The sequence below is a fragment of the Pseudomonas sp. MEJ086 genome (genome assembly GCF_030209025.1).
In the GTDB taxonomy this organism is placed as follows: Bacteria; Pseudomonadota; Gammaproteobacteria; order Pseudomonadales; family Pseudomonadaceae; genus Aquipseudomonas; species Aquipseudomonas fulva_A.
This window is the reverse complement of sequence record NZ_JARVSV010000023.1, coordinates 82,383-96,181: the sequence shown is the minus strand read 5'-3', so window position 1 is coordinate 96,181 and position 13,799 is coordinate 82,383. Positions and strand designations below refer to the sequence as shown.

Annotated in this window: 10 protein-coding genes and 1 pseudogene; 5 read left to right on the top strand and 6 right to left on the bottom strand. The window is 56.5% G+C overall.

Features of this window, described 5'->3' with window-relative positions:
* Positions 1-73: 73 nt before the first annotated feature.
* A pseudogene (locus QRN22_RS14985) lies at positions 74-1,504 on the bottom strand (IS1182 family transposase).
* 403 nt (positions 1,505-1,907) lie between these two features.
* On the bottom strand, positions 1,908-4,445 hold the full coding sequence (locus tag QRN22_RS14980) for an nSTAND3 domain-containing NTPase (RefSeq protein WP_231570164.1): 2,538 nt from the start codon (positions 4,443-4,445) through the stop codon (positions 1,908-1,910).
* A 562-nt stretch (positions 4,446-5,007) separates the two neighbouring features.
* Here QRN22_RS14980 and QRN22_RS14975 point away from each other — a divergent pair.
* The 5 genes from QRN22_RS14975 to QRN22_RS14955 all read left to right on the top strand — a co-directional run bounded on the left by QRN22_RS14975 (position 5,008) and on the right by QRN22_RS14955 (position 8,142).
* Positions 5,008-5,277 carry a hypothetical protein gene (locus QRN22_RS14975; RefSeq protein WP_042554239.1) on the top strand — a complete coding sequence of 90 codons (270 nt, stop codon included), beginning with the start codon at positions 5,008-5,010 and terminating at the stop codon, positions 5,275-5,277.
* Complete coding sequence (locus QRN22_RS14970) at positions 5,274-5,621, top strand: LasR-specific antiactivator QslA (protein ID WP_042554240.1); 348 nt, start codon at positions 5,274-5,276, stop codon at positions 5,619-5,621. Before QRN22_RS14975 ends, QRN22_RS14970 begins: the two co-directional genes overlap by 4 nt.
* A 477-nt stretch (positions 5,622-6,098) precedes the next feature.
* A complete protein-coding gene (gene radC, locus QRN22_RS14965) occupies positions 6,099-6,605 on the top strand; it encodes a RadC family protein (RefSeq protein ID WP_042554241.1) in 507 nt (168 codons plus the stop codon).
* Positions 6,606-6,961: 356 nt separating this feature from the next.
* Positions 6,962-7,552: a hypothetical protein gene (locus tag QRN22_RS14960; RefSeq protein ID WP_042554242.1), complete on the top strand. Its 591-nt coding sequence runs from the start codon at positions 6,962-6,964 to the stop codon at positions 7,550-7,552.
* Positions 7,549-8,142 carry a hypothetical protein gene (locus QRN22_RS14955; RefSeq protein WP_156152709.1) on the top strand — a complete coding sequence of 198 codons (594 nt, stop codon included), beginning with the start codon at positions 7,549-7,551 and terminating at the stop codon, positions 8,140-8,142. The genes QRN22_RS14960 and QRN22_RS14955 overlap by 4 nt, the downstream gene beginning before the upstream one ends.
* A 219-nt stretch (positions 8,143-8,361) precedes the next feature.
* Here the strand turns inward: QRN22_RS14955 and QRN22_RS14950 are convergent, their stop codons facing one another.
* The 4 genes from QRN22_RS14950 to QRN22_RS14935 form a co-directional block, all read right to left on the bottom strand.
* Entirely contained in the window at positions 8,362-9,423 is a 1,062-nt protein-coding gene (locus QRN22_RS14950) for a FecCD family ABC transporter permease (RefSeq protein WP_042554244.1), read from the bottom strand.
* Entirely contained in the window at positions 9,420-10,514 is a 1,095-nt protein-coding gene (locus QRN22_RS14945; RefSeq protein WP_197077019.1) for an ABC transporter substrate-binding protein, read from the bottom strand. The genes QRN22_RS14950 and QRN22_RS14945 overlap by 4 nt, the downstream gene beginning before the upstream one ends.
* A 128-nt stretch (positions 10,515-10,642) precedes the next feature.
* Positions 10,643-11,602 carry an ABC transporter ATP-binding protein gene (locus QRN22_RS14940; RefSeq protein ID WP_042554246.1) on the bottom strand — a complete coding sequence of 320 codons (960 nt, stop codon included), beginning with the start codon at positions 11,600-11,602 and terminating at the stop codon, positions 10,643-10,645.
* Between the two features lie 2 nt (positions 11,603-11,604).
* Positions 11,605-13,725: a TonB-dependent siderophore receptor gene (locus tag QRN22_RS14935; RefSeq protein ID WP_082045797.1), complete on the bottom strand. Its 2,121-nt coding sequence runs from the start codon at positions 13,723-13,725 to the stop codon at positions 11,605-11,607.
* Positions 13,726-13,799 lie beyond the last annotated feature (74 nt).

Here is a 13,799-nt window from a genome sequence, read left to right as displayed (position 1 = left end):
ATCAGCACCGGTAACGTTCCAGAGCGCTTATAAAGAGCGTTAGCGCCTCCTGGGACAGCGAAAGGCGGGGCTTTTACGCCGCCATCGCCTTCAACAAGCCTTCTGTGCCGATGATTTTCATAACCCGTTTCATGTTGTAGGCGAGCACATTCAGGCTCATCTCCGCGCTGACCCCGACGAGCCTACGAGTCAAGAAATGCGTCGAACCCATCCATTGTTTGAGCGTCCCGAAGGGATGTTCAACAGTCCGTTTTCGAACCCGCATCATCTCCGGTGCTTGGTTCAACCGGCGTTGCATTTCCTCCAGCACAGCTTCATGTTCCCAGCGCTTTGATCGACGATTTGTGCTTGGAGTGCACTGGGTTTTCAGCCTGCAACTCTGGCATTTTGAACTCCAGTAGCAGTGCATATTCATGCCCTTCTCAACGCTGGAGAAACGCCAGATAAGTGCCTATCCCGCTGGGCAGGTGTATTCGTTTTTCGTCGTGTCATACACGAAGGAATCTTTGTTGAATCGGCCATCAGCCTTGGCGTTTGAAGTCATTGGCTTAGGCACGTAGGCGGTGATGTTTGCGTCGTGACAGGCCAGGATTTCTTCACCTTTGAAGTAGCCTCGGTCAGCAACTGCCGATAACGTTTCTGAGCCGATGGCTTCACGAGCCTGCTTCGCCATTGAACTGAGTTGGTCACGGTCGGAACCGCTGTTAGTGACCTCGTGAGCAACGATCAAATGGTGCTGCGTATCGACCGCCGTCTGCACGTTGTAGCCGACGATTCCGTTGCCGCGCGTCATCATCGAACGGGCATCGGGGTCGGTCAGTGAGACCTGTTTGTCAGGCGAATCGTTGAGCTGAGATTCGATCACCTTAAGCTCTTTCATTTGAGTTTTGAGGTTTTCGATTTTCTCCTCCAGGCGCGTAGCGTCTGGTTCCGTGGCGGTTGGCACCTTCCGATCAGCCGCATCAAGTGCGGCCAGGTAACGGCTGATGCTCGACTCAATTTCTTCCATCCGGCGCTTCAGTTTGGCGCTGGTGAAGTTGCGGTCACGGTTGTTCACTGCCTTGAACTTGCTGCCGTCGATGGCGACCAGGTTTTCTCCAAAAAGCCCCAACTGCTGGCAGAGCACAACGAACTGACGGCAGACACCACGAATGGCTTTGCTGTTGTCTTTTCGGAAGTTGGCGATGGTCTTGAAGTCGGGCATCAAGCGCCCGGTTAACCACATCAGCTCGACGTTGCGTTGCGCTTCTCGCTCAAGACGCCGGCTTGATTGAATGCGGTTTAGGTAACCGTAGATATAGATCTTCAGCAGGATCGCGGGGTGATATGCGGGTCTGCCGGTTTCGGCTGGAATGACGCCATCAAAACCTAGCGAAGCCAGGTCAAGTTCATCGACGAAGACATCAACTACGCGTACCGGGTTGGTATCGCTGACGTAGTCGTCGAGGCTTTCGGGAAGTAAGGTGCTTTGACCTCGGTGTTCACCCTGAATAAACCGCTTCATGGGTTTCCCTTGCGATGAGATTCTCGGAAATCATAGCAAGGGCTTGTCCGGACGTTTTTACACACTCTGGGCCAATTGCAGACCTTGGATGTGTCTGGAAAACCGAGGGCGATTCACCTCGGATGCCACGCCATCGTCAGCGTGTAAGGCGTGCATTCAAAGGGTAGCTCGAAGGCGTCCATGCTGGTTTCGTAAGACCGAAAAATGCGACTGGACAGAGTCGTCATGCAAGCACTCCGAACAAGAATTTCGGGACCGCCGCAAAGCTCTCGATGACACCAATGACCTCTCGGCGACGTCCGATTTCAACCAGAAATTTCTTCCAAGTGGCCTCGCAGATTCTCCCGGATACTGGAATCCACCAGATGATTCATCTCGCAGTATGCATCCAGGGTAAGTTCGTTTAATCACGGGAAAAAAGATCGTCAATTGGATCGATAGCACTAAACGATCGCTCGGACCAGCTCATGCGTTGATCTCTGTAAGATTCATAATCTGGCTCATGCTCTGTTTCATAAAAATATTTATCGTAAAATCTATCCACATCAACATAGCCTACAACACTATCAGCCACACTGGATGAATCATTAGCTCCCAACTCAAGAGCCTTTTCATCCATTAGCTCCATAAATTTTCTGCGCGCTGCTGATTGCGAACTACAATCAGAAAATACCTCTGCATCTGGGAACTCATCTTCAACTGACGCGATTAGGTGTTCTGTGATGACTTGGTCATATGCATCGTAAAGCGATTGATGCTCTACAACATCAAAGCATTTGACTAGCTGACCTAAAATCAGTAATTCGTCATAACCTGGGTCATTGGCAAAAGCCCCTTCCAAGAATGCTTCTACAGCGATTTTATCAACACTGCCATTGCGCAGTGCCCACAAAAGCACTCGTGCTGACGCTAAGAAGGATCCCCCACATTTCTCACCAGCGATAAAATCAATAGCTTTTGAGAGACTTTGATCTGATGAGTTAAATTTTTTACCAAGTTCAGACCTTACAATACATAACTGCGCTACAAATTCGGCATTAGACCCAAGAAAATTTATATCTGCAACGGATGCAAAGACATGACCTATCACTTCGGTAGCCACGCCGTCATTGATTATCTTGTTATCCAACATATCCTTCAGCGTCTTCAATGAAGATTGTGTCTTCAGGCTACCAAAGCACTGTCGCAAAACAGGAGTATTACTGGCATATCTGTTGAGTACGAAGTCACCTAAAGACGGGTTAAACAGCCGAACAAAAGGCTGACTTTCGCCTACTACAAATCTCGTGAGCATCGAACCAGATAGGTGACGGAGGTTTAGTAGAAAATCTTTTTTTCCAGTAAGACTAGCGGCTCCTGGGTTCGCTAGATATCGCGCAAATGCCTCTGAAAGCTCAGGCTCAGTAATCAGGCGCCCGTTCATAGCGACCAGCAAAACCAGGGCACGGCCACAGTCATCCAGTTGCGCTTGAAATGGATGGTCCCAGACCTGAGACGGATCATCTAGCAAACCAGTTATATGAGACCAGTAAGACTCTGGCGGGACATCCTCCAATCGCTGGACATCGGTAATAAATCGGATTAGCCGAGGATTAAAATTTCTATGATCAATAATGGTTCGATAACGCCTATGCGAGTACAGTTGCTCGACGTATTCACCATCCATTTCAGAATGCCAGATATGGTTGTAAAGAATTCGGGCCTTATCGATCTTCGCCAAAGACTCAAGTGTAATCTCAAACTCATTTCGATTTACATTTGAGTTATGAAAAACATCGTTTAAAATCTTTCCTTGATTTAGAATGGTGGTTCGAGATGTCAATACAAAGCGCTTTTTAGGGTTTTTGACTATACGCCTAATAAAACCCATAATCTTGGCGCCCTCATGTCCAGAGAGCGCTTCTAGGTAGTTGCGGCCCAAGAAGTCATCAAAATAGAAAATTTGCTTTGAGTCAGGGTCAAAGACACCCTCAGCCTCTCTAATATCATCAGAAATCACCGAAAGCTCAAAGCCGTCTGCGACATACTGCAAAATTAGCTGCCCAGCCAACGTTGTCTTGCCAATGCCAGCTGGACCTGTGATGATCACAACACTCGTAGATTCCAGTTTGTCAATCGCTTGATTATGATTTACTGTAGCCACATATAGCTTGGAGGCCTCAATTATCTCGCCAAGCTCAAACTGGCTCCTGTCATGTATGGGCTTATTAAGCATATACGCAAGAACATTTGAGCTAGCAATCCAGAGCTTATAGTGCCGTCTTTCAACATCTGGATGCTTCGCCAGTATATCACTCAAATCCTCTCGACCCAGTATATCTGCTGGAGACAGAACAAATGGCGAAAGCTTCTGCATCAAAATGTTTTTATCATTACGTGACAGCGAGTGAGACAAGGCTAAAATATATCGACTTGGCGATAATTTCTGAACTTTAAGGCTTTCAAAATCCGCAATAGATTTAACGAGCTTTTCTAACGGCGTCGAAATCCAATGCTTACACTGGAGAATCCACTCATCCCCCTCTGACCTAAAAAAGCGACCATCCACTCCGGCGTCACGTCCGGGCTTGAATCTTTCGAATCTGACCCCTTCCCTTGCGCTCAGCAGGTCAGCGCAAAAGACTTCGAATTCTTTGTCGTTTAGCCGCGAAAAATCGTACTCGCTCACAAAAGCCTCGCTCAGTGGTGGGCCACATGCCAGTAAACCGCTCAGCATAGAAGTATAGTTGTTGGAAGCCGTCCATGAGCCATCGCAGTGATGGCCGCAGGATGCTTGCTTTCTTGGGCTGGTCGGCCAGCACAATGTTAATGACAAAACGCCGGAGTTGGGGATCCAAGGCGAAGCATGGGCAAGGAAGCTGTCGGGGTAGTAGTGCAATGGGCCTGTGAACACGACTCCCCATCCGGCTTCATCTATCCCGTTGCGATGAACAACGGGCATAGTCGATTGATCGCCGCGGTTCTGAGCGGGATCGTCACAGAGACACCTACAGCGGCGAAATATGACTTGGTGCTTTACTCCAAATACAGCTACGCGATATCGAAGATCGGATGATCTGACTGGCCGCTTCTGGCCGTAAGCGGTCGATCATGATGTTGGGCTCCACCACTTCTGCTGCCGCTATGCCCTACTACGCCTCCGTATGTTGCCCTCCTAAAACCCACGAGCTAGACTGCGCCCGTCGTGGTAAATCCCACGACCGGGCGTGAGAACCCGTTCGTTGTCCAAGGCGCGGTAGCGTCATAGTGCAAAGCCGATGGTTGACCATCGTGCTTCTGCATATCTATGGCGGGCCGTGTGAGGCAGGCTTTTGCCTGGCCGGTTCCCTTGGACGCCGGTTTCTCACCCTTGCACGGTCCGCCTCCTATGCTCGTGAGAAGGCTGGTAGGCGGCTCCTTAACCTGTCCAAGGAGCATAAGGAAAATGCACTACCCCCTTTTTACCCAAGAGCTCCGCCTTGGGCTTTCGGTCTTGCTGTTCACCTCTGTTACGGAGGTGCGCCATGGCTGAGCTCGAACGCTGTGTAATACCTTTTCCGCTGCGGCCCAGTCCGCTGCATGAATCTGAACGCTCTCCCCTACCGTCTGAAGCCGCTGCTGAGATGCGAGCAGTGATGCTCGGTAATCTGCTGGATCAACTGGCTGAGCCCGAAGGGCTGCAGCCGGAGAATCTGCGCGTGCGCATCACGGCTTACTCGGCTCTGGATCTGCTGGATGAGATGGTCGTTCTGTATCGCCGTGCGCTTTCTGAATCGCGAGGAGGTGCGGGATGAGCAAGGGCGTCACGACGAATCTCTCGCCTCATGATGGTCACCCGGGCATGGAGATCCACTGGGCCGCTGACTGCAGGGAAGCATTCGATCAGGGCGTTAAGCTCGCTCAGACCTGGCTCGACTGTTCCCGTAGCGGCTGGCTCTGGGCAGCGATGATCGCAGAGCGCGATCTGCTGCCGCGGGCCATTGAGAGGCGCGCTTTTGAGGTGGGCTTCCTGAGTCGCATCCATCAGCGCCTGAGGTCGAACCAAGACAGCACTCCGCTGGAGATCCGATGTACGTCTGGCGACTACCTCGTTCAAAGGAAGGCAGAGCCTGTGCTTGAGGCATGCTGTCACGGCTGACCCTGAGTCGATGTCAGATGGCTGTTCGATCGGTCTGTTCTCACGCCGGAACGGCAGGTTCTGGGCTAGCGGAGTGTGTGGCATGGGCACCGGACATGCCCGCGCTTCGTTAGCTCAGCGCTGGACGTTTGCTGGCAACGACCTGCCAGCCCGCCGTGGGCTGCGGCAAGTCGAGCGCTCGCCTGCCGCCTTCGAGACTTTGTGGATGCATGCCGTGGGCATGCCTGCTACTCGCCAATACGCCTTGTGCGTTTTGGCTGGGTAAAGCCTGCGCGCTGCGCTTGCTGGTGGCGCCTGTGAGATCGGTGGAATAACGGTCTTGCTGTTTCCTCTGACCCTATCACGGCGTTCTCGCCGTCAAGGGCTGCTCGCGCTTTGCGCGCTTGCGGCTGGGCCGGCTGTCGCCCCCTGACTGCTGCGCTGCACCGTGCTTGTGCCGGTTCCGGGCAATTCCGCCCGAGCAACTGGAGAACGATCATGTCGCAGCTTACTCTCGCCTTTGACTCCTCCCTGCTGGTTCGCGACGAGCAGGGTCGCTACGCGCCAGCCACTGCCGAGCAGATCCTGGCAGCAGCTCGCAAAGTCATCGATCAGAAGATCCAACGAGGTGAAGCCTTTACCTCGCCAGAGCTGGTCAAGGAGTACCTGATCACCAAGCTGGCAGGTTTCGAACACGAGGTATTTGCGGCAGTGTTTCTGGATGCCAAGCACCGGCTGATCGCCTACGTCGAGATCTTCCGCGGCACTATCGATAGCGCCTCTGTATACCCGCGGGAAGTGGTCAAGGAGGCACTGCGCTTGAATGCTGCTGCAGTGATTTACGCGCACAACCACCCCAGCGGTAACCCAGAGCCGAGTCAGGCAGATCGGACGCTCACACAGCGGCTGAAAGAGGCGCTAGCACTGGTCGAAGTTCGATCGCTGGATCACATCATCGTGGCAGGCCAACGTACAGTGTCGTTCGCTGAAGAGGGCTTGCTGTGAACCTAAGGGGGCTTAGCCCCCTTTTTGCTGCGCCGCGTGGAACCTGGTATTTCTCTGCAGCAGCATGCTTCCCTTTCACGGGCTGCTGATGGTCTGCGTTTAGACTGTTGAGAGCACGAGCGGAGAAGCAGCGCGCACCGCAGCAGGAGCAAAACCTGACCGAAAGCACCCAGCTCCGAACTGATTGCGCGTTTTGCAGACAAAGGTATCTGCCGCGAGCGGTGTGATGAAATTTATACCGCTGTACTCGATTGGATCTGCTCGCCTCGATGGGTTGCCCACTCAAAGCCCCGAGCAGGTCAGGTCGACCCACTTAGGCGTCCTCGCTAACCGACGCCCCGATCAAAGGACTGATTATGTTCCGTTACATTGCCATCGCATCGGCTGCTCTGCTTCTCACCGCCTGCAATATCCAACATAAAACTCCTGAAGCTCGGCAGCAGATCCAGCACGATCTCAAGCTGGCAAACATAACCGACACGGCTCAAACGAGCTTCTGTTGGTTACAGATTGGGGGACAGGCTAATTGCAAGTACACCTCCGCGATCAGCGTCCTGACTTCTGATAGCCTGATTCTCGTGGACTATGAGAGCGGTGCCTACGTGCAAAAGGACATCATCAAAACCGAGGATGTCAGATGCATCAGTGATCACGACGGGCAGAACTTCTATATCTTCAAAGATCAGTTGGCCGTGTCCGTGATCCCCTACACCGAAGTGCACAGATCGCTGCCAGTGAACAATCCCGAGTACCGGGCCAAGGCTCTCAAAATGCTGTTGAGCAACGGCCAGCCCTACCTGACCGGTGATGCTGCCACCTTCACCCGGGAGACCGGCAGGAAGGATTACAGCGTTCATAACATCTCCGCTCCGAGCGGCCCGATTCCCATCGTGGTAGGCACGGAAATGCGAGAAGTGTTTAGTCCATGCTCTGAGGGCAAGCCATGATGCGAGCATTGATATCGCTGATGGTTGCCACACTCGTGACTGCTTGCGCCAGCGTGCGTCACGATACGCCGGAGGCACAGGAAAAGATCAGGCAAGACTTGAAGCTGACGACGATCGTGGACTCCTCCCGCATGAACTGGTGTATCCACTCCTACGGTAGCGTCCCTGGTTGCCAGCCTGAAAAAGGAGTTGGCGTCGTGACACCTGACGGCTTGGTAATGGCTCACTTGGTCGAGGGAAGATACGTCGCAGCACGCACCCTCAAGTCTGACGATGTGGTCTGTTCGACCGTCCCAGGAGGCGGAGCTGCGGACGGCATTTTCTTCGCTTTCACCAAGAACGAAGCTTTAATGCTGGGTCCACTGCAGGCCGACCGAGACGAAATTAATACCGGTTTCAAAGCGCGGCTTTTCAACTACCTACACAGCAACGGTCAACAAAGCTTCGATGGCCCTGACGTGAATTTCCAGCGCCCAACCGGTGAAAAGGTCGAGAAGACGACTGTAATTCAGGCGGGTTATGCCACTCGAGTCATCAAGGAAGAAGTCGATGTGCTCGAGATTTACAGTCCTTGCTCAACGCCTAAGTGATCATCGGCTGTTGTGAATGAGGCTGAGCTTGATTTGGCGGCAGCGGACGATGGCTGGGGGCTTGGACAGACGTAAAGAATGCTTTAAAGCAGTAGCTGAAAGAGGCTCTTGCAGCCGCTTGCTGCATCACAACACCATGGCAGGCCAACGAACGGTGTCTTTTGCCGAGCAGGATTTAGTCTGAACCGCAGGGGGCTTCGCCCCCTTTTTTGGTCGACGTTACGACCCGTCGGGGCGCTGCCGACGCAACAGCACATAGAGCGCCACGGGCGCGCCGACCAGCCCGATCACTGCATTCAAGTGCAGCACGTGGCGGCTCCACGGCAGGTGGGTGACCAGATCCGCAGCCAAACCCAGAACCGCACCGGTCAGCACGACCCCGGGCAGCAGCACCCGATGATCGGCGCTGGAGAACATACCTCGTGTTACCTGCGCCGCCACGAGCCCCAGGAAGGCCACAGGCCCACAAAAGGCGGTGACCAAACCGCAGAGCCAGGCAGCGACGAACAACGCAAAGCGTCGAACCTTCTGAACAGGCATTCCCATCGACGCAGCATAGCGCTCGCCGAGCAGCAGTGCGTTCAGCGGCTTGACCAGTACCGCCATCGCCAGCATCCCCAGGGTCACGCCCGGTATCAATAGCCGCAGCTGATCCACCGTGGCACCAGCGAAGCTCGCATCGTCCCAGGCCTTAAAAGCACGGGCCTGATTCTCGTCGATGAAGTGCATCAACACGCTGATCAACCCCACGGCGAGATAACCCAGCATCAAGCCGCATATCAGCAACGTGATCGTGTTCAGGCGGCTCGACAGCACGGCCAGCAGGCTCAACAGCAAGGTCGAACCGGCCACGGACGCGAGCGCCAGACCAACGTCTCCCAGCAACCCAAAGCGAATGAGTAGCGCATTGCCTGCGACGCCGGCGAAGGTCACCAGCACCGCGGCGCCCAATCGCGCGCTGTGCACGATGCCCAGTACGAACGGATCAGCCAGCGGGTTGCGAAACAGGGTTTGCAGCAGCAAGCCGGCGGCCCCCAGTGCAGCCCCGGAACACAGCGCATTCAGCGCTCGAGGAAGGCGGAAGTCGAACAGGATGTTCTGCCAGACCTCCCCCACCTCCTGCCCCAGCAGCGCGCCCAGCACGGCGTTGAGCGGAACGGCCACCGCGCCGATGCTGAGTTCGGCTACGAACAAAAGGGCGACGCACACAACCAGTGCGGCATAGACCCACCCGGCGCGTCGGTTGGATGGGGCATGAAAATCGGCAGTGAAGTCAGTCATGGCAGGCGCCGCAGGAAGGTTGACGGTACGGGGGTTTGAATCAGCTCGGGGTGCAAAACCTTCACCAGCTCGGCGAGCGCCAAGTGCGGCCTAGTCATGCTGTTGTCCTGCGCCGGAGACGCCCAGGCGCCGATATAGTCCTTGTCGAAGGCATAGACCTGCCCTGCTCTCACGGAGGCGAACCAGCCTGTGCGGGGAGAGATTTCAAGCATGTGCGCCAGCGAGGCATGGCCCGACTGCATGCCGATCCATACGGGCGCCTCGGCGCCAGCCAAGTAGGCTTCCTCGAAACTCACCTGCAGCAGGCTGCCGTGTTTGCGCAGGCCCGACAGCACATACTCCCCGCCTGCGTCGGCCAGCAATTGCGCACGCTGGTTCAGGGCGCCGAACACTTCGAAGCTGTCACGGCCAGAAGGAAAGCCGGCCATGACCGCGGGACGCTTCCGTGTTGACTGTGCCGCGAGGTCGCGCCAGTGCAGATACTCGCTTTCAACCTGGGCAAAACGACGGTTCGCTTCGGCCTCGCGGTTGACCAGCAGTGCCAGGAACTTGAGCCACTCAGCGCGCCCGAGGGGATGGCCTTCCAGATGGTCGGCCTGGGGCAGCGCACGGACGCCAACTCGTTGCAGCTGAGGGTGCAGGTTGAACTGCGGATAGGCGGAGTAGAAGCTCAGGAAGACATCAGGGCGAACCGCCATGATCGGCTCGATATTGGCGTGAGCGTAACCCCACAGCTCTTGGATACCCCCTTGTGCAATGCGCCGCCGAACACTCTCGACCGTGGGGGTGCGCACGTTGTCGACACCTACCAGGCGATTGACGATGCCCAACTCGTCAGCCGCACCGAGCATCGCCGAGTTGCCCGTCGCCAGGCGACGGATCGGCACTTGGATCACGACTGTGGCGGCGTCATGCTCAGGCAACGGGGTGCCGCATTGCACCAGCAGAATGTCCAACGTTTCCCCGGTACTGACGCTTGGCCTGAAGCGCACCCGCTTAAAATGCCCCGAATACTCCACAGAAAGCTGATCGGACCAAGCGAACTCGGTGCGCTCGGGAAAATAATCAATGCCCGCGTGGTAATCGGCCACACAGGACGCATCCAGATTGTGCGCTGGCGTCTGGCCCAACGTGCGAGACGGGTAGTGCTCGAGGACAGGCGTCTCGATACGCTCGCAACCGGCTAGCAGCATGAGGCTCAGCAGCGCTAGCTTGCACTTCACCGCAAGGCCTCGACCAGATCGCCCAGTCGAGCGAAGTGCTGCTCACGGCCCGCATGCAGCAGGTGATAGCTGCCTATTTGGGCATGCACCGTCACGTCGGCGATGTCTGCCGCATGGAAGCCGACGCGCTCTAGCGCGCGTAGCGCCCAGATACGAGCCGCGCCCTCGCCAATCAATCGCACGGGTTTGCCAGTTACCGGTGACAGGCCCCATTCACCACGCTCGATATCGAAGTGAAGGCCGGATGAGGAGAATGCCTCACTCAGGCTGCCATCGAGCACCAGGTCCTCCGGCGCGCCAACATGCAGGTTGCGCTGGAGATCCAGTAGCCACAGCACATCGGCGCAGCGGAGCGCGAGATCCAGATCGTGACAGGACAGCAATATCGCCAGCTGTTGCTCGCGGGCCAGACGCTGCAGCAGATGAAGCACTTCGATGCGCCTCGGCAGATCCAGGAACGCAGTGATCTCATCGAGAACCAATACCTTGGGGGCCTGCGCCAGCGCGCGGGCGAGCATGACCCGCTGCCGCTCGCCGTCCGACATGGCGGCCACTGCCTTGCCGGCAAGCGCCATGGCATCGACCGCCTCCAGCGCCTGGCAGACCTGTCTGCGGTCCTCCGGCCGAAGTCGGCCGTTCCAGCCCAAGTGCGGGTAGCGTCCAAGGGCTGCCAGCTCGAAACCGGTCAAAAGCCCCGCCTCGACCCGATCGGTCAGCACGACGGCGAGTTGCCGGGCCCGTTCACCGGCGCCCAGCGCCTGCAGTTCGACACCATCGAGCAGTACGCGGCCGCCCGTAGCGGCCTGCATGCCCGTGAGGGTACGGATCAACGTGGACTTTCCTGCTCCGTTGGCACCAAGCAAACAGACCAGACGCCCAGCGCCGAGCTGCAGATCCAGCGGGCCGATAAGCGTCTGCCCTGCGTAGCCGATACTCAGGGATTCAGTGCGCAGCATGCCTAGAACGTGGCCCCGAGGGTCAGTACCGCAGTGCGCGGCGCCCCGGGATACGTCGGCACGAAACTGCCGCCGGAATCGTAGTAGCGCTTGTCGAGGAGGTTCTGCACGTTGAGCTGTGCGCGATAACGTTGCCCCTGGCCGAATCGGTACATCAGGTTGGCGTCCCAGCGCGTGTAGGACGGCAACGTGAAGGTGTTGCTGTTGTTCGCCTCCCGCTCCCCTACGTAGTTGGCGCCTATACCGACACTGAGCCCTTGAGCAAATCCGGTCAGGTCGTAACTGGTCCACAAGCTCGCGTTGGTCTGGGGGGCGTTGGCCAGTCGGTTACCCTGGAGCCCCGAGTCAGTGTCATCACTGATGGTGGCGTTCAGGCGGGTATAGCTGGCCAGCAAACGCCAGTTCGGGGTGATCATGAATGGAAGATCAATTTCCCAGCCTTTGCTGCGCTGCTCGCCTACCTGAATGCTGTAGGTAAACGTCGGGTCGTTGGGGTCGGACACCAGGCCATCCTTGCGGCGGATGTCGAAGTACGCCAGCGTTGGGGTCAGACGGCCGCCCAGCAAACTAAGCTTGGCGCCAACTTCATATTGCTCACCCTTCACCGGGGACGGCAGCTCACCGCCTTGTAGGATGCCGTTGTTCAGTTCGGTGCGCATCGAGCGTGACCAGCTGGCGTAGAGCGAGATCGGATCAACCGGCGTCCAGGTCAGGCCCACTCGGGGGGAGAAGGCACTGAAGCTCTTCTCAGAGGGTTCTCCAATGCCGTAGAAATCATCGAATGCCGAAGCATCGATGTGATCGAAACGACCACCAAGCAGCAAGCGCCAACGCTCCTGATCGCCAAAGGTCAGTTCATCCTGGGCATAGAGTGCCCAAGAGTCGTTGATGAAACGGCCCTCGCCCGCAGGCGCAAGCGCCGATGGCGGCGTGCCATAGACGGGGTTGTTGAAGTCGATGAGGCTGGTCGAGCCGACGGCCGAGTCATAGTCCCACCAGTCGCGGCTGTATTCGGCGCCCAGCAGGAGGCGATGGCGAATTCCACCCGTGCTGAAGTGCCGGCTCACTTCGGCCAGTCCCGTGGCATCAACCTGACGATCATGGTTGAGCTGAGGCCGTCGCGATACGGTCGGGCTCTCGGGCGTGCCGCCGATGCCGCCATTGAAGAACCCATACGAATACCACTGCGCATCAAGGCGCGCATCGGAGACCTGCAGTGCGGCGTGCAGATCCCAGTTGTCATCAAGCGCATGATCCAGGGTCACCGACGCCAGCTTGCTGATCGCGCTGGCACGTGTGTTGGGCTCGGCAAAGTTTCGCTCTATGGGGGCGCTCAGAAACAGGGGGTTGTTACCGAAGCCACGATCCATATCAGCGACCTTGCGTGCGTACTCGAATTCAAAGGTCAGGATCGTCTGCGGAGACAGTTGCCAAGTCACGACAGGTGAAATGAATTGGCTTTCGTTGTCGACGAAATCCCGGAAGCTGCCGTTGTCCTGCCAGGCGGCTGTCAGGCGATAGCCCACGTTGTCGCCGAGCGGGCCGGAGGTATCGACTGTGGATCGATAGAAGTCGTAGCGCCCTGCGCTGAAGTCGACCTGAGTGCGCTGCTCGGCCAATGGCTTCTTGGTGACCAGGTTGACCACACCCCCTGGTTCGAACCGCCCGTAGAGTGCAGAGGAAGGCCCCTTGAGCACCTCGATCTGTTCGATGTTGACCAGGTCATCGATGGCCACGAAGTTGGCCCGGCGTATCCCGTTTTTCAAATTCGCTTCAGTGCCGAAACCGCGTAGCCGAAAGCGATCGTTCACCCCGCCGAAACCAACCTGGTTGGTGATGCCGGGTACCGTGCGGATGGCCTCGCCGAACGTGGTCACACCCCGATCCTCGATCAGCTCTCGCGTCACGGTCTGGATGGAAAACGGGGTTTGCTGAACCGGCGTATCGCTCTTGTTTGCGGTCGGCGCCACTGTCGCTCGATAACCCTGCTCTCGCGTGCCGACCACCTCGATGGTCTCTAGCTCGATGGGCTCGGATTCTGCCTGGGCGTGAGCGGTTAAGGTGCAGAGTGAAATCGCACCGGCGATTGTTAAACGTCGGCTGAAGGCTTTGGTAAAGGTCATTTTATTTTTTGTGTCAGCAAGCGGACACATGACTGTGCCCGAGGATTTAGGGATGCGAACAACATACGTTATAT